The sequence below is a fragment of the Daejeonella sp. genome, assembly GCF_030695525.1.
Lineage (GTDB): Bacteria > Bacteroidota > Bacteroidia > Sphingobacteriales > Sphingobacteriaceae > Daejeonella.
The window spans coordinates 70,035-88,430 of the sequence record NZ_JAUYSS010000071.1 but is presented as its reverse complement, the minus strand read 5'-3'; the positions used below and the strand labels follow the sequence as shown (position 1 = coordinate 88,430).

Genomic DNA, 18,396 nt, shown 5'->3' with positions numbered 1-18,396 from the left:
AACTATCGCTTTGAAATTTCATATATGGGATATGACAGCAAAGAACAACCGTTGTTTATCGGTAGCCTTTCAGCATTTTTGGATATTCCGGCTATTGAGTTAGACGAAAAATCGACAGTTTTAGAAGGGGTAACCATTACTGCAAAAGCAAATGATATAAGCAGTAAACTGGACAAGAAAACATACTCCGTTGCTGACAATATCAGCCAAAGTGGTGGTTCGGTTTTACAGAGTATGAAAAACCTGCCCGGCGTTACAGTTCAGGACGGTAAAGTTCAGTTACGGGGAAATGATAAGGTTACGGTTCTAATTGACGGTAAGCAGACTGCTTTAACAGGTTTTGGCAGCCAAACGGGTTTAGACAACATTCCATCATCTGCCATTGATAAAATAGAAATCATCAACAATCCTTCTTCAAAGTATGATGCCAACGGTAATGCTGGTATCATTAATATCATAATGAAGAAGAACAAGCAGAATGGCTTTAATGGTAAGGTAGGTTTAACTTCGGGCTTGGGGTCACTTTGGGTACGGAAAGAAAACTTGCCAACCATCAGACCGCAATACACTTTTACACCTAAGATAAACCCTTCGCTATCCTTGAATTACAGAAAGGATAAGGTAAACATCTTTTTGCAGGCAGATAACCTATATACAGAAACACTGAACAAAAATGAGTTTGTAACAAGAAACTATGACGATGGGACGGTTATCAATTCTCAACTGAAGCGGAACAGGAACACCAACTTTCTTACCACAAAAGCAGGACTTGATTGGAATATTGACGAGCAGAATATGTTGACCGTTTCGGGAATGTACGGCAGTGAGAAGATTATTGACCGTGGCGACCAGCCGTTTTTTAACGGGGATATTTCGCAACGTTTACGACTTTGGCAGTTTTTGGAAGATGAACTGAAGACAACTGCAATGGCTACGGCAGCTTACCAGCATAAGTTTAAAGAAGCAGGGCATTTGCTGAACATCGGTTTCAACTATACCTTTCACAGAGAAGACGAGCAATATTTTTACGACAATTACCTGCCCTCATCCACAGGAACGGATGCCTTTAAATTATTATCGGATGAACAGGTATATGACTTCAATATAGATTATATCAAACCCTTGAAGTATGGACGGATTGAAACAGGTATCAAGCTCCGTAACAGAAACATTCCTACCAATATGGAGTTTATACCCGGAGCCAATTCTGTTTTGGATATGGATGCGGGAGGTTGGGCAGACTATAAGGAACTGATACCAGCAGTGTACGGCAACTATGTTTTTGAAAACGAAAAATGGGAAGCAGAATTGGGCTTGCGTTTGGAGTATGTGAAAATCCAGTACGATGTTAATCCTAACCACAGCACTTACAAAAGCGATGGCTACCATTATACGCAACCGTTCCCGAATATGAGGTTAACTTATAAACTGAATGACAACAATAAACTTTCGGTATTCTATAACCGCAGGGTGGACAGACCCAATGAAGTGGATATCCGTATTTTCCCGAAATACGATGATGCCGAGATTATCAAGGTCGGAAATCCCGCATTAAGACCACAGTTTACCAATTCCATAGAGTTAGGTTATAAGAACACTTGGAACAGCGGTTACTTCTATTCTGCACTGTACCATCGTTTTGCTGACGGAACCATCACGAGAATTTCGAGTACTGTTCCAGGCAGTACGCTGATATATGCCATATTCCAAAATGCTGGCAAGAGCTATAATACAGGTTTGGAAGCTATTTTAGACCAAAAGGTTTCTGATGTTTATTCCTTCAACATCAACGGAAATATTTACAGAAATCAAATCAATGCTTTCACTGTACAGAATTTGTATCCCGAACCTAACAACTTTTCTGCCGATAAGCAAACAGGCATTTCAGGCAATCTGAAACTGAACAATACTTTCCGATTTGCGAAAGATTGGGATGCACAATTAACAGCCGTTTATTTAGCTCCCGATATTATTCCACAGGGGGAAATTATGTCCAGATTTTCAATAGATGCCGGATTAAAGAAATCTGTTCAAAAAGGTAAAGGAGAGATTTTCTTTAATGCTACCGACTTGCTGAATACAATGGTCATTAAAAGGAAGATAGACGGAATAGGTTTCAATTACACCAGCGATGATTATTACGAAACGCAGGTTGTCAGATTAGGGTATAGCTATAAATTTTAAATCATAAATAATGATCAACGAAGATATTGTTAATATAGTACGGGATTATGTGCTGGAACTTTTATCCAATAAACTCCAAAATGACATTTGCTTTCACAATGTAACGCACACGCAGGAAGTTGTAAAAGCGGCGATTGAAATTGCCGGAGAATGCCGTTTTAACCCCAAGCAATTAGAGATAGTTATGTTAGCTGCCTGGTTTCACGATTGTGGATATACAACCACCTATACCCTCCACGAAGACAGCAGTAAAACTATTGCAGTAGATTTTTTAAACAGGAACAACTATCCGAAAGAAGATATAGAACAAGTGTTAGCTTGCATTGAAGCGACACGTTTTCCCAAAAATCCAACATCGCCCGAAGAAGAAGTCCTGGCGGATGCAGATTTGTATCATTTCATAAAGCCGGATTACCCTAAGTATGAGCAACAGTTAAGAAAAGAGTTTAAAACCTATTTGGGTAGAACTTATACCGATATGGAATGGGCAGAAATAAACTATACTTTGTTAAAAAGCCACAGCTATTATACGGACTATGGAAAAAATGTTCTTCAGCAGTTTAAGGAAGTAAATATTGAAAGACTAAAAACAACATTAACTAAATGAAATGCTATCAAATTAATAGAAACGCTTTAATCTTAATTCTTTTGCTGGTAAATATCTATCAAGTATCGGCACAGGATACAATACGAAATATAAATGCTGCTTTACAAGATAGTACAATAAAGAAGACGAACTACAAAGGATATAAATTAAACTACAAGCATTTAATTGCCCCAACGGTGTTTATAGGTTTCGGAATAGTGAGCTTGGAAAGCGATGGATTGAAATATCTCAATTTTTCTACCAGAGAAGAAATAAACGAACACCAACCTAAACATATATCGTTGGATAACTATACTCAATATGCTCCGGCAGCAATGGTATATGGTTTAAATGCGGCAGGTATAAAAGGTAAGCATAATTTCAGGGATAGAACTATTATTTATGCTACATCGCAGTTGATTTCTGCTGCATTTGTTGTTCCATTAAAACATATTGTAACAGAAGAAAGACCAGACGGCTCCAATAAGCTGTCCTTTCCATCAGGGCACACTGCCACAGCATTTTCTTCTGCACAATTTATGTTTAGGGAGTATAAGGATACCAGTTTTTGGCTAAGCATTTCCGGATATTCATTTGCTGTTTTTACAGGAGTGTACAGAGCAATAAATGACAAACATTGGGTAAATGATGTTGTGGCTGGTGCAGGTTTTGGTATCTTATCAACAGAGTTGGCATACTGGCTTTATCCCAAAATCAATGGATTGCTGTCCGATAAAGAAAAGAAAGCTATGACTATGATAATGCCGTTTTATCAAAATAAAAGTTTCGGCATTGGGCTTGTACAAAATTTTTGAAATCTGCTTGCTGCTCTCAATGTAATATTTACTAAACTGCTAGTAGATAAAGCCAATTCCAATCTCGCAACAGGAATAAGTACAGTTATCATACTAGTGATTTGGACAATTATCATGGCAGGGGATGAAACAAAAGGATTTACTTCTTTGTCCATTGAAGTATCGACTTCTTTTGTACTTTTACAATATTCTATTCTAAAATCATGGCTACACTCTTTATAAAAAATATGGTTTGCAACCGTTGTATCATGGTTGTGCAGAGTGAATTGGATAAATTGGGTTTAGGAGTAAAAACTATTAAGCTCGGAGAAGTAACATTGGATAAAGAAATTACACCCGAAGAAAAAAATAATTTAGATAAGGTTTTAATTCCATTAGGCTTTGAACTCATTGACGATAAAAAAAGCCGTATCATTGAAAAGATAAAAAATATAATTATTGACCTTGTGCATCATCAGGACAATGACACCAAATCCAATCTTTCAGATGTATTAAGTAGTCAACTACACCACGATTATAATTATTTATCCAATCTCTTTTCGGAGGTAGAGGGTATTACTATTGAGAAATACTTTATTGCCCAAAAAATTGAAAAAATTAAGGAACTATTGGTGTATGATGAATTGTCGTTGAGTGAAATTGCTTTCCGTTTGAATTATTCAAGCGTAGGTTATTTGAGTAATCAATTCAAAAAAGTAACAGGACTGACGCCAAGTCATTTCAAGCAAATACGGGAAGATAAAAGGAAGTCTTTGGACGAGGTGTAAGTAAATCTTACAAATCAATTCCATAATTCCACAATGAAAAAATGGAATCAATATGGAACTTTGTATCATAATAAAACTCATACAAAATGGTACACAAATATCAAGTAACAGGTATGACCTGTGGAGGTTGCGAAGCAAAGGTGAAATCGGCTTTATTAAAGGTTGAAAATGTGACAAATGTTGAAGTTTCAAAAGATGAAAACTCAGCTACCCTGACTATGGATAAACACATTCCAACTACACAATTGCAAAAAGCATTAACCGCTGTTGGAAAATATACCATAGAAATGAGCAATAACAAAAGCCCACAACATACCACGACAAATGAACCAGTGGCAAAATCCTGCTGCTCCGCTCATTCTCACGATGATAAAAAAACAATCGAAGTGACTAGCAATATAAAAGGCAAATACTATTGCCCAATGCATTGTGAAGGCGATAAAACCTATGATAAAGCTGGCGATTGCCCTGTTTGTGGAATGCATTTGGTAAAAGAAGCAGAATTGGATGTAAAGAAAACGATGTACACCTGCCCAATGCATCCCGAAGTTATTCAAGATAGTCCAGGTTCATGTCCTATATGCGGAATGGATTTAGTACCCATGGAACCAAGCGATTCCGAAGAAAAAAAAACCTATCTGGATTTGCTTAAAAAAATGAAAATTGCAACCCTCTTTACGGTGCCAATTTTTATTATTGCCATGATGGAAATGGTACATAACAATCCGTTATTTCAAATAATGGACAGCAACATGTGGAACTGGGTGCAATTTCTGTTTTCAATTCCTGTTATTTTCTATGCTGGTTGGATGTTTTTTGTACGAGCTTGGAAATCCATAATCACTTGGAATCTAAATATGTTTACCCTTATCGGAATAGGAACTGGAGTTGCATTTTTGTTTAGTATTGTAGGAATGCTGTTTCCGAATATCTTTCCCGAAGAATTTAAAACCGAACACGGAACCATTCATCTTTATTTTGAAGCAGCAACAGTAATCATTACACTGGTCTTGTTGGGACAATTGTTAGAAGCAAGAGCACATAGCCAAACCAGTGGAGCTATAAAAGCGTTATTACAATTAGCGCCAACCGAAGCTACTTTGATTGGTGAAGGGGGCGATAAAGTGATTTCCATTCATGATATTAAGAAAGGTGATTTATTACGCGTAAAACCAGGAGATAAAATTCCAGTTGACGGAAAAATAACCGATGGTGAAAGCAGTATTGATGAAGCAATGATTACAGGAGAACCAATTCCCGTTGACAAAAAGAAAGACGATAATGTAATTTCGGGAACAATCAACGGGAACAAATCATTTGTAATGATGGCCGAAAAAGTAGGTTCTGAAACATTACTTTCTCAAATTGTACAAATGGTTAACGATGCTTCTCGTTCAAGAGCACCCATTCAAAAATTAGCCGATAGTATTTCTAAATATTTTGTACCCATTGTAGTAATCATTTCAGTAATTACCTTTTTTGTTTGGGCACTATTTGGTCCAGAACCAGCGAAGGTTTATGGATTTATAAATGCCATTGCAGTTTTAATCATAGCTTGTCCTTGTGCTTTAGGTTTAGCCACGCCGATGTCTGTGATGGTGGGTGTAGGCAAAGGAGCACAATCTGGAGTATTAATTAAAAATGCCGAAGCCTTAGAAAATATGAATAAGGTGGATGTTTTAATAACAGATAAAACAGGAACGCTAACAGAGGGAAAACCTTCGGTAGAAAAAATTTACGCATCAACTAATAACGAGGATGATTTATTGCAAAATATAGCTTCCTTAAACCAATACAGTGAACACCCATTGGCACAAGCAGTAGTCAATTATGCCAAAACAAAATCTATTTCATTAATTGGAGTCAAAGATTTTGAAAATGTTACAGGAAAAGGAGTTACAGGAACGGTTACCAATAGAAAAGTAGCATTAGGCAATAAAAAACTAATGGAACAGGTTAAGGCAACTATTTCTGACGATTTAGAAAACAAAATTATTGCAGAACAAAAACTTGGTAAAACGGTTTCTTACATTGCTGTTGATGGTGTTACAGTTGGTTTTGTTTCAATTACCGATGCGATAAAAATTTCGAGTGCAGCAGCGATAAAAGAACTAATGCTCCAAGGTGTAGAAGTAATTATGCTTACTGGCGACAATGTTAATACAGCCAAAGCAGTAGCGGATGAATTAGGTTTGTCTTCCTATAAAGCAGGATACTTACCCGAAGATAAACTCAACGAAATTAAACGTTTACAAGCAGAAGGGAAAATTGTAGCTATGGCTGGTGATGGTATAAATGATGCTCCGGCGTTAGCACAAGCCAATATCGGAATAGCTATGGGAACTGGAACCGACGTAGCCATAGAAAGTGCCAAAATAACTTTAGTAAAAGGCGATTTATTAGGTATCGTAAAAGCAAAAAATTTGAGCCATGCTGTTATGAAAAACATCAAGCAAAACTTATTCTTTGCCTTTTTCTACAATGTGCTTGGTGTTCCAATTGCAGCAGGTATTTTATATCCGTTTTTCGGAATTTTATTATCACCAATGATTGCAGCTTTAGCAATGTCTTTAAGTTCTGTATCGGTAATCGTAAATGCATTGCGATTACGCAGCTTTAAACTTTAAATGAATTATTCAATAAACAAAATGGAAAAGAATATCAAGACTTACGATTCAAAACAAATATTAACTGTGGTGGATGTGTAGCATCTGTAAAACCTCATTTGGATAATACCGATGGTATAATGCCATTGGGAAGTAAGATACAATTAAAGACAAGGTGCTTACCGAAAATCAGAAGGAAGTACACAAGAACAGGTAATTGAAACTGTACAGAAAGCAGGTTTTAAGATGGAACCATTAAGCAGAGATTAATTTCCTTATCGTAATACCTGTTTGGTTATTTAGCTAATAACAAACACTTTAGGTAATTAACTATATATTTATTTTAATAAGCATAAAAAGGACTATGCAGAATAGTGATTTAGACATTTTATCTATAATTCTGTGTTTGCAGTTCACGAAAGTGCAAAATATAGCAATTAAAAGAAATAATTTCATAATTTTGTAATGTTGAAAAATTTGAGTAAACATATCAGCTTTGTCATCTTATTGTGTTTGGGCTTTTTCCTAATGCCAAACATAAGCTATGCTTGTGCCAAAAAAACAGCCAATACAGAACAAAAAAGTTGCTCAATAGACCAATCTGCAAAAGCAGAACATAAAAGCAGTTGCACGGACAAGTCCTGTAAAAAATGCAAAGATGGTCACGACTGCGACAGCAATTGTAAGCACAGTTCTTGTGGATGTAGTACTTCTTCATCTTCGGTAAGCTTACAAATCCCCATCGATTTAAAAATAACAAACCCTTTTGCCGAAATTAAAAAGCAAAAATTTGGTTTCAAACAAGCCTATTATTCTTCAGGTTACTTTTCCATTTGGCAACCGCCTAAAATAAGTTAAAACGATGGCTTGTTAGCCATACGTGTGCCTTGTCGAAAACTGAATCCAGTTTTTGCAAACTCTTCGTATATCTTATTAAATTAAAAAAAATCAAAATGAAATCAATTTCAAAAATATTGATGATAATCACCGTATTACTATCAGCCGTAAACAGTTTTGCACAAATCAAAAATGCAAAAACAGAAACCGTAAAAATATATGGCAACTGTGATATGTGTAAAACCACAATTGAAAAAGCAGGAAACGTAAAAAATGTAGCCACAGTAGAATGGAATAAAGACACCAAAATGGCTACACTTAACTATGACAGCAAAAAGACCAATCAGGATGAAATATTGAAACGTATTGCTTTAGCAGGTTATGACAGCGAGAAATTTTTAGCTCCAGATGATGTATATGCAAAATTATCCGGCTGTTGCCAGTATGACAGGGAACTAAAACCAGTTGCCACAACCAAAGATGCAGGTATGGATATGAAAGCTGATCACGGCAACCACAACGCTAAAGAAATGGCTACCACAAATACGGCAACTACCCAAAATGCATTACAACTGAAAAATGTTTTTGATAACTATTTTTCAGTAAAAGATGCTTTGATAAAAACCGATGCAGCTGTCTCATCTGCAAAAGCCGCTGAATTGGTAAAGGCAATAAAAGCGGTAGAAATGACAAAACTTTCTACCAAAGAACATACCGTTTGGATGAAAGTAATGAAAGATTTAACTGCTAATGCAGAAAAAATTGCTGTAGCAAAAGATGTTACCAAACAAAGAGAAATTTTCGCTTTACTGGCTAATAATATGTACGAATTAGCCAAAGTTTCAAAACAAGAAACACCTGTTTATTATCAGCATTGCCCAATGTACAATAATGGTAAAGGAGCAAATTGGCTAAGCAAAGAAGAAGCAATTAAAAACCCGTATTACGGCTCCAAAATGCTTACTTGCGGTAGCGTACAGGAAACTATTAATAACAAATAAAACGCTATTGTTATGGAAAGTATGGAAAACCAACACGAAATGCAACATAACCATAAGAATGAAAAGTATAATACTAATCACTCTTTAGCAATGTACAAACGCTTTGCTGTAATGGCTGTTGCTATGTTCATAGCTATGTACTTCATTATGTATGCTATGATTGACGGCTTACAGAACCTTATCCTGAACATCAATAATTTATATATGACATTGCTGATGGTTTCTGCAATGTTGATTATAGAACTATTGATAATGAAAGGAATGTATAAAAGCAAAAAAATCAACTGGGCAATCATAACGGTTTCCCTTGCGATTGGTATCTTTTCTTGGTTTGGTATTCGGGAGCAATTATTTGTGGGCAATAAGGAGTTTGTAAAAGGTATGATACCGCATCACGCAGCAGCAGTATTGATGTCTGAAAAAGCTAAGCTTACCGACCCCGAATTGATACGGTTACAAAAAAACATACTGGAAACACAGGCACAAGAAATCGAATTTATGAAGCGTAAGCTAAATGAATTTGAAAACAAATAAATAAGATAAATTTCTTCAATAATATCAAAAATAAATAAAATGAAAAATATAATTTTCTCAATCATTACATTAGTAACAGTTGCAGCGGTAACAATTTCCTGCAATCAATCTTCAAATAAAAATAGCGACCAGCAAGCTAATGATAGCACAACAATTGCTGCAACTCCGGAGTTACAATCACCTACACACAATGATACGGTAGCAACTGTTACTTCAACGGATACGTCTTCTCAAGAGGCAGAAAAATCCGATGTGAAGCAAGCTCAAAAGTTTACTATCGCACCTATAATTAAGGATTATTTGGCTTTAAAAAATGCACTTGTTGCAGATAATGACAAAGCAGCTGCTAATGCAGGAAAGCAATTGTTTACTACCTTAAAAAATGTGGATATGAACGCTATCCCAGCGAATAAACATAAAGAATATATGGAAATAGCGGAAAATGCCAAAGAAAATGCAGAGCACATTAGTGACAATGCTGGTAAAATAGACCACCAGAGAGAACATTTAGCATCGCTAAGTAAAGACGTTTCTGACCTTATCACATTATTTGGAACTACCCAAAAATTATATCAGGATTATTGCCCAATGTACAATGATGGAAAAGGTGCGATTTGGATTAGCGAAGCTAAGACTATCAAAAATCCTTATTATGGCAGCAAGATGCTTACGTGTGGCTCTGTAAAAAAAGAGTTCTAAAAATGAAGAGAGTATTAAAGATAATGTTGGCAATAGTGCTGTTTATTTTTATTGCTATTCAATTTTATCAGCCTGCCCTTAATGTAGATAAAGGGCAGGTTTACACAACTGATTTTACCCAAGTATATAAAATGCCTGTTGAAGTAAAAGCGATGTTTCAAACCTCTTGCTACGATTGTCATAGTAACAACACTAATTATGCTTGGTATGACTATGTACAACCTGCAAGAGCATTGGTAGAAAACCATATCAAAAACGCAAAACAGGATTTGAATTTTTACGAATGGGGTACATACTCAAATCGGAAACAGGAAAGATTATTAAACTCAATTAAAGAACAAATCGAAACTAAGCAAATGCCTTTATCATCATATACAATAATGCACAATAATGCAAAACTGAATGATGAGCAAATCAAAGTATTAACCAATTGGTTAAAAGAGCAGGACTAAGTTTCATTAATAAAAAATATTAAAATGAATATACCCAAAAACATTACCACAAGGTTGCTACAGGCAGTTTTCATACTGTTGTGTTCGCAATCTCTTTTTGCACAAAAGGTGGTTCGTTACGACCTTTATGTAAAAGACACACTTGTAAACTATGCAGGCAAAGAAAAAAGAGCCATTGCCGTAAATGGTCAAATACCAATGCCAACGCTCACTTTTACCGAAGGCGATACAGCTGAAATCGTTGTACATAACCAATTAAAAGAAAGTACATCACTACATTGGCACGGTGTGTTTTTACCCAATAAGGAAGATGGAGTGCCGTGGCTTACACAAAAACCGATTGAGGCAGGTACAACATATACCTATCGTTTTCCTATTATCCAACACGGAACACACTGGTATCACTCACATTCTGGTTTGCAGGAGCAAATTGGGATGTATGGCAGTTTTATAATGAAGAAAAAGGAGGAGGATAAAACTTTTAGAAAAGGAATTGATGATTTACCTACTGTACCCATCATTTTGAGCGAGTGGACAAACCTTAATCCCGATAACATCAACCGTATGTTGCATAATGCCAATGATTGGGCAGCGATTAAAAAAAATGCGACACAATCTTATGCAGAAGCTATAAAAGAAGGTCATTTCAAAACAAAAATTAAGAACGAATGGAAGCGTATGTTGGCAATGGATGTAAGCGATGTTTATTATGACAAAATTTTAATCAACGGAAATCATACGAGCGATTTAAAAACGGCTGATGGTAAAACACTAAAAGCAGGCGATAAAGTACGGTTACGAGTATCAAACGGTGGTGCTTCTTCTTATTTTTGGTTGAGGTATGCAGGCGGAAAAATCACCGTAGTAGCCAATGATGGTAATGATGTAGAGCCTGTAGAAGTTGATAGATTAATTATTGCAGTTTCTGAAACTTACGATGTGGTGGTAACCATTCCTGAAGATGGTGTTGCCTATGAATTTTTAGCAACTACCGAAGACAGAACACAGTCAGCAAGCTATTTTGTAGGTAATGGCATCAAACAGCTCATTTCACCACTTCCAAAATTGAAATATTTTGAAGGGATGAAAATGATGAATGATATGATGAAGATGAACGGCGATTTGGACGATATGGGAATGAAAATGAGCTTGAACCAAATGGATATGAATGTGGTAATGTATCCCGAAATCACAGGAGATAGTAAGCAGAAAGAAGACCATAGCCAACACAATATGAATATGGAAAATGATCCCAACCGTTACAATGCAAATGCTTTGGGAGAAATCAAAACGCTGAATTATGCAATGCTACAATCTCCTTCCAATACGGAGCTTCCTAAAGATGCGCCAGTAAAAGAATTGAAATTTACTCTTACCGGAAATATGAACCGTTATGTGTGGAGTATGGATAATAAAATACTTTCAGAAGTTGATAAAATACCTGTAAAAAAAGGAGAAATTCTACGAATTACTATTCATAATAACTCAATGATGCGCCACCCGATGCATTTGCATGGTTTCGATTTTAGGGTAATCAATGGTAAAGGCGAATATTCACCCCTAAAAAATGTGTTGGATATAATGCCAATGGAAACGGATACCATTGAGTTTTTAGCAAACGAAGAAGGAGATTGGTTTTTCCACTGTCATATCTTATATCATATGATGTCGGGAATGAACAGGGTTTTTGCAGTAGATGATTATCAAAATCCGAATTTACCTAACAAAAAACAAGCCTATAACAAGTTGCAGAGAGAAAGCAATATGCCGCATTTTATGGCGCAGAATGATTTTGCAACTAATGGTAATGATGGTGATGCAATGCTCCAGAACTCAAGATGGTCTTTAGGTACAGAATGGCGTTTAGGCTATAATGATATGCATGGTTATGAAGTAGAAACTCATTTAGGAAGATACATTGGGAAAATGCAATGGTTTATGCCGTTTATTGGTTTTGATTGGCGATACCGAAAAATGGGAATGGATGAACACGAAACCAATTTATTCGGACAGAAAAATGAAAAAGATACACGTAGAGCTATTAGTTTAGGTTTTATGTATACTTTGCCAATGTTGGTAAACTTTCAGGCAGAAGTATATCATGATGGAATTGTTCGTTTGTCATTAATGCGGGAAGATATTCCGATTTCCAAAAGAATAAGAGCAGGATTTATGGTTAATACTGATCTGGAATATATGGCAGACCTAAAGTACATCATCAACAAAAACATTGGCATCCGTACACATTACGATAGCGATATGGATTTTGGAGTGGGGCTCGCACTGAATTATTAGTAAACAGTGTATATAGTACGAATTAAGGGTTAAAACCATCAATTAATTTGCGGTTTATTACAAAAAATCAAATATTGCAAAACCATAACTATTAAGACCCAACCCTTAATTCGTATTAATAAGAAATTATATTGTAGATTAAATAGCAAAACCGTTAGTTTGAACACCCATTTTAATATAGCTTCTCGATTTTGGAGTAAATGGCAATAGAAATTGATCATTATGAAAAATGAAGAAAATATTTTACAACAAAGAAATATTAAACCCACAGCAATGCGTTTGTTGGTAATAGAAAAATTGTTGAAACAGCAATATGCCATCAGTCATAAGGAATTAGCAGAACAGTTTGAAAATGCAGATAATGTTACGCTATTCAGAACGCTGAAAACTTTTTTAGAGCACAAACTTATCCATACTATTGACGACGGAACAGGAGTTGCGAAATATGCACTTTGCCAATCTGGGTGCAGTTGCAAACCTTCAGAACAGCATACGCATTTTCATTGCTCCCAGTGCCAGCGAACTTTTTGTCTTACCGATACCGAAATTCCAAACATCAATATTCCACTAAATTTTAAATTAGAAGGTATCAATTTGGTACTTAAAGGACGGTGTGACAGATGCAACTAAAATACTATGAAACTTTGCAATCCGATTGCAAAGTTTATTTTTCTATATTTGCACTATAAATGAGATGGATAACCGCAATATGGACTATTTACCTGATGGTACTTTTTTCATTGCCTTGTAGCGATGGAAGCAATCAGTGTGAGGATACCATTCCTAAAATTGAAACCGTTCAATCTCACGACCACAACCAAGATAGCGATGACAATTGCGGTCCTTTTTGTTATTGCAATTGTTGTAGTATAAGTATTGCTACTTACCATTTCAAACCTTTTGAAATCAAGCAACCTAAACCCATTCTTGTTGTTAAAAAAATTACACTTCGTGATTTTACTTTAATTCCCTTCTACTCAGGAAGTATTTGGCATCCTCCCAAATTTACTGTTTAATTTTTTCAGATTTTCTTAATGCTATTGATGGTTTGTTGCAAGCCTCAGTAATTGTATGTCTTTTATTGGCTTTATGGTACTGTCAGCGTGTTCGTGTTATGTATTTTCTATGAATGTTTGTTTATAGAAATAATTACAGGCATTATCCACTTCATTCAATAGTTATTTGATTATCTGTTGCCTTCTTATGGCAAGAGGCAATAATTTATTTATCAAAAAATTAAACAGATACACGTGTTAGATAACATTATAAAATTTAGTATTCAGAACAAGCTCGTCATTGGGATAATGACCTTGTTACTCATCATTTGGGGAGTGTGGAGTGCCACAAAACTACCCATTGATGCCGTACCCGATATTACTAATAATCAGGTGCAAATAATTACGGTTTGCCCTACATTGGCAGGGCAAGAAGTAGAACAATTAGTAACCTTCCCTATTGAGCAAAGCATTGCCAATATTCCAGATATAGAAGAAACAAGGAGTATTTCAAGATTTGGCTTATCGGTAATTACAGTGGTATTTAAAGATAAAGTAGACATTTATTTTGCCCGTCAGCTTATCAATGAAAAACTAAAAGAAGCAGAGGAAAATATACCTAAAGGTATTGGCAAGCCAGAACTTGCACCAGTAAGTACCGGATTGGGAGAAGTCTATCAATACATCATCCATCCAAAAAAAGGCAGTGAAAAAAAATACAATGCAAAAGACCTACGCACAATGCAGGATTGGATTGTAGCAAGACAATTATATGGAACTCCCGGAATTGCCGAAGTAAATAGTTTTGGTGGCGAACTGAAACAATATGAAGTAGCAGTAAATCCCAATCGCTTAAAAGCTATGGGGGTAAGTGTTACCGACATTTTTACCGCATTAGAAAAAAACAATCAAAATACTGGTGGTGCATATATCGACAAAAAACCAAACGCTTATTTCATCCGAGGTATCGGTTTGGTAACTTCATTAGATGATGTAAAAAATATCAGTGTAAAAAATGATGGCGGCAGTATTCCCATTTTTATAAAAGACGTAGCAGATGTACGTTTCGGAAGTGCTGTAAGATACGGAGCAATGACCTACAACGGCGAAGTAGATGCAGTTGGCGGTGTGGTAATGATGTTGAAAGGCGAGAACAGCAATGAGGTTGTAAATCGCATCAAAGAAAAATTACCTATTATTCAAAAATCCTTACCCGAAGATGTAATTATTGAACCCTATTTAGACCGTACAGATTTGGTTGACAGAGCTATGAGTACCGTTGAAAAGAACCTGATAGAAGGCGCACTGATTGTCATTTTTGTATTGGTGCTTTTCTTAGGAAATTTTAGGGCAGGATTGATTGTAGCATCCGCTATTCCTTTGGCGATGTTGTTTGCATTGGCTTTAATGAATGTGTTTGGCGTAAGTGCCAATTTAATGAGTTTGGGAGCAATAGATTTTGGATTAATTGTAGATGGTGCGGTAATTATTGTAGAAGCTACATTGCATCATTTAGGTTTAAGGAAATCTACACAAAGGCTCACACAGCAAGAAATGGATAATGAAGTATTTACCTCAGCTTCCAAAATTCGTAATAGTGCAGCCTTTGGTGAAATCATTATCCTTATAGTTTATATTCCTATTCTTACATTGGTAGGTGTAGAAGGTAAAATGTTCCGTCCTATGGCACAAACAGTAGGTTTTGCAATATTCGGAGCATTGATATTATCTTTAACATATATCCCGATGATGTGCGCTTTGTTCTTATCTAAAAAGCCGATGCTCAAAGAAACCATTTCGGATAAAATGATGAATTGGTTGCAAAAAATGTATCAACCATTATTAGAAAAAGCCATCAAAATAAAATATTGGCTAGTAGGAATTACCGTTGGTATATTTGTTTTTAGTCTTTTCTTATTTAGCAGAATGGGTGGCGAATTTATACCACAATTACAGGAAGGAGATTTTGCCTTCCATTGTATTTTACCACAAGGCAGTTCATTGAGCCAGAGTATAGAAACCTCTATGCAAGCTTCAAGAATTATTAAAGAATTTGATGAAGTAAAAATGGTAGTAGGTAAAACTGGAGCGGCAGAAGTGCCAACGGATCCAATGCCACCCGAAGCTACTGATATGATGATATTGCTAAAGCCTCAAAATGAATGGAAAAGTGGTAGAAATTATGATGAATTGGCGGATGCAATCAATGAAAAATTAGAGGCAATACCTGGTGTGTTCTTTGAAAAAAACCAGCCGATACAAATGCGTTTCAATGAATTAATGACAGGTATTAGGCAAGATGTAGCAGTTAAAATATTTGGAGAAAATTTAGATACGCTTGCCTTGAATGCTGATAAGGTTAGTAAGGTTATACAAACAGTAGAAGGCGCTACATCTCCACAAGTAGAACGTGTGAGTGGTTTACCGCAAATCAATATAGAATACGACCGTACACGTTTAGCCAATTATGGGATAACGGTAGAAGATGTAAACAATGTAGTAAGCACTGCATTTGCAGGAAAAAGTGCTGGTGTAGTATATGAAAACGAAAGAAGATTTGAACTGGTAGTTCGGTTGGATAGTGTTTACCGTAACAGTATCGAAGATGTAAACAATTTGATGATACCAACTTCAACTGGTAATCAAATTCCGCTTTCGCAAGTAGCAACTATTGATTACAAATTAGGACCGGCACAGATAAGCCGTGAGGCAGGAAAACGTAGAATTGTAATCGGGTTCAACGTTGCAGACAGGGATGTACAAAGTGTGGTAGAAGAAATTCAGCAAAAATTAAATACGCAGATAAAATTACCACCGGGCTACTATTTCACGTATGGCGGTCAATTTGAAAACTTGCAGGAAGCCAGTAACCGATTAATGATAGCCGTTCCGGCTTCTTTGTTATTGATTTTTGTATTGCTCTATTTCACGTTCCATTCCTTTAAACAGGCAGGCTTAATATTTACAGCTATCCCAATGAGTGCGATCGGTGGTATATTGGCTTTAATACTTCGTGGTATGCCGTTCAGCATCAGTGCAGGAATTGGATTTATTGCTTTGTTTGGTGTAGCAGTTCTCAACGGAATTGTATTGATAGGCACTTTCAACCAATTAGAAAAAGAAGGTGTAAAAGATGTTTTCAAACGAGTAATAGAAGGAACTAAAATCCGACTGCGACCAGTATTGATGACGGCAACCGTGGCCAGTTTAGGATTTTTACCAATGGCATTGAGTAGCAGTGCAGGTGCAGAAGTACAAAAACCTTTAGCAACCGTAGTTATTGGCGGATTAATTACAGCAACATTCCTTACCCTATTTGTACTGCCATTACTCTATATCATTTTCAATTCAAAAATTAATTTAAAAAGAAAACCACAAGTGAAACCCATTGTAACCATAATTGTATTGTTTTTATCAATGGTAGGCTTTACAGCAAATGCACAGACAAAAAGTTTAATTAACGTTGACGATGCGATAAATATTGCACTTCAAAATAATCAAACCATAAAAGCTTCAGATTTAGAAATTGATGCAAGCAAAGCCTTGAAAAAAACTGCTGGAGAATTACCCAAACTTGATTTTAATGCACAATTAGGTCAATATAGCAGTGCTAAATTCGACCAGTCTTTTCAGGTGTCACAAACCATTCCGTTTCCATCATTATTCGGAGCTAAAAAGCAACTGATTAATGCCGAAATAAAAAGTAAAGAATTGCAAAAAAACCTTACTGTATTGGAGTTAAAAAATCAAGTACGTACTTATTATTATCAAATTTTGTACTTGCAACACAATGAAAAACAGTTACAGCAATTGGATAGTTTGTACAACGATTTTATTAAAATAGCCCAGCTGCGTTATAAAACTGGCGATACCAAAAAAGTGGACATCAGTACAGCGGAAGCTAAGAAAGGCGAAATCAATTTATTGCTAAAACAAAATGGAGTGTTCTTATCCAATGCTGTTGCCAATCTGAAAACATCGATGAACACAAAAGACGATTTTATCATTGCAAAAAACGGAATATTTCAGCCTCTACAAATCAGTAATTTGTTGGATAATGAAGCCGTAGCAAATCATCCAGCCATTCAATCTTTGTATCAGGATGCCATTATTGCCGAGCAAACCAAAAAGGTAGAACGTTCGCAAGGTTTACCAGATTTTACGATTGGCTACGTCAATCAGTCTTTAATTGGTTTTCAAAATGTAAACGGAGCCGAACAATTTTTCAATGGTGGAAACCGATTTAGTTCTGTAAACATTGGTATTGCTATTCCCATCACTTATGGTGCTACCAAAGCCAGAATAAAATCTTTAGATTACAGAAAACAAGCAGCCGAATCCAATGCACAGCAACAGCAACAAACATTGGCTACGCAAATGCAAAATGCCTTGCAACAATACCAGCAAGACATACAGCAATTCAATTATTTTGAGAAAGAAGCATTGCCAAATGCCAAGGAAATTGTATCAGCAGCACAATTGGGTTACAGAACAGGCGAAATCAGTTATGTAGAATATCTTTTTGCGCTGCAAACTGCCACCGATATTCAGCTGAATTACCTCAAAAGTATTCAGCAGGTAAACCAATCTGTAATCACTATTTATTCATTCATTAATCAATAATT

Annotated in this window: 14 protein-coding genes; all 14 read left to right on the top strand. The window is 36.0% G+C overall.

Annotated elements, in window-relative coordinates:
• Nucleotides 1–2,184 (top strand): TonB-dependent receptor domain-containing protein (locus Q8S11_RS17115; RefSeq protein ID WP_305663335.1); only part of this gene is annotated, 2,184 nt, incomplete at its 5' end.
• Between the two features lie 10 nt (nucleotides 2,185–2,194).
• Nucleotides 2,195–2,791 (top strand): HD domain-containing protein, encoded by a 597-nt coding sequence (locus Q8S11_RS17110; protein WP_305663334.1) that lies wholly within the window; start codon nucleotides 2,195–2,197, stop codon nucleotides 2,789–2,791.
• Complete coding sequence (locus tag Q8S11_RS17105; RefSeq protein WP_305663333.1) at nucleotides 2,788–3,585, top strand: phosphatase PAP2 family protein; 798 nt, start codon at nucleotides 2,788–2,790, stop codon at nucleotides 3,583–3,585. Before Q8S11_RS17110 ends, Q8S11_RS17105 begins: the two co-directional genes overlap by 4 nt.
• A gap of 203 nt (nucleotides 3,586–3,788) precedes the next feature.
• Nucleotides 3,789–4,352, top strand: coding sequence for an AraC family transcriptional regulator (locus Q8S11_RS17100; RefSeq protein WP_305663332.1), 564 nt, complete (start codon nucleotides 3,789–3,791; stop codon nucleotides 4,350–4,352).
• An 86-nt stretch (nucleotides 4,353–4,438) separates the two neighbouring features.
• Nucleotides 4,439–6,979 (top strand): heavy metal translocating P-type ATPase, encoded by a 2,541-nt coding sequence (locus Q8S11_RS17095; RefSeq protein ID WP_305663331.1) that lies wholly within the window; start codon nucleotides 4,439–4,441, stop codon nucleotides 6,977–6,979.
• Nucleotides 6,980–7,423: 444 nt separating this feature from the next.
• Nucleotides 7,424–7,816, top strand: coding sequence for a hypothetical protein (locus Q8S11_RS17090; RefSeq protein WP_305663330.1), 393 nt, complete (start codon nucleotides 7,424–7,426; stop codon nucleotides 7,814–7,816).
• Nucleotides 7,817–7,911: 95 nt separating this feature from the next.
• The gene (locus tag Q8S11_RS17085; RefSeq protein ID WP_305663329.1) at nucleotides 7,912–8,796 is read left to right on the top strand and encodes a DUF3347 domain-containing protein; all 885 of its coding nucleotides are present in this window, start codon (nucleotides 7,912–7,914) and stop codon (nucleotides 8,794–8,796) included.
• Between the two features lie 12 nt (nucleotides 8,797–8,808).
• Complete coding sequence (locus Q8S11_RS17080; RefSeq protein WP_305663328.1) at nucleotides 8,809–9,330, top strand: DUF305 domain-containing protein; 522 nt, start codon at nucleotides 8,809–8,811, stop codon at nucleotides 9,328–9,330.
• Between the two features lie 39 nt (nucleotides 9,331–9,369).
• A complete protein-coding gene (locus tag Q8S11_RS17075; RefSeq protein ID WP_074590866.1) occupies nucleotides 9,370–10,029 on the top strand; it encodes a DUF3347 domain-containing protein in 660 nt (219 codons plus the stop codon).
• 2 nt (nucleotides 10,030–10,031) lie between these two features.
• Nucleotides 10,032–10,481 carry a heme-binding domain-containing protein gene (locus tag Q8S11_RS17070; RefSeq protein ID WP_305663327.1) on the top strand — a complete coding sequence of 150 codons (450 nt, stop codon included), beginning with the start codon at nucleotides 10,032–10,034 and terminating at the stop codon, nucleotides 10,479–10,481.
• A gap of 24 nt (nucleotides 10,482–10,505) precedes the next feature.
• A complete protein-coding gene (locus Q8S11_RS17065; protein WP_305663326.1) occupies nucleotides 10,506–12,776 on the top strand; it encodes a multicopper oxidase family protein in 2,271 nt (756 codons plus the stop codon).
• A 222-nt stretch (nucleotides 12,777–12,998) separates the two neighbouring features.
• Nucleotides 12,999–13,406 (top strand): Fur family transcriptional regulator, encoded by a 408-nt coding sequence (locus Q8S11_RS17060; protein ID WP_305663325.1) that lies wholly within the window; start codon nucleotides 12,999–13,001, stop codon nucleotides 13,404–13,406.
• A 59-nt stretch (nucleotides 13,407–13,465) separates the two neighbouring features.
• Nucleotides 13,466–13,792: a DUF6660 family protein gene (locus Q8S11_RS17905; RefSeq protein ID WP_371135202.1), complete on the top strand. Its 327-nt coding sequence runs from the start codon at nucleotides 13,466–13,468 to the stop codon at nucleotides 13,790–13,792.
• Nucleotides 13,793–14,026: 234 nt separating this feature from the next.
• Complete coding sequence (locus Q8S11_RS17055) at nucleotides 14,027–18,394, top strand: CusA/CzcA family heavy metal efflux RND transporter (RefSeq protein WP_305663324.1); 4,368 nt, start codon at nucleotides 14,027–14,029, stop codon at nucleotides 18,392–18,394.
• The last annotated feature ends 2 nt before the right edge of the window (nucleotides 18,395–18,396 follow it).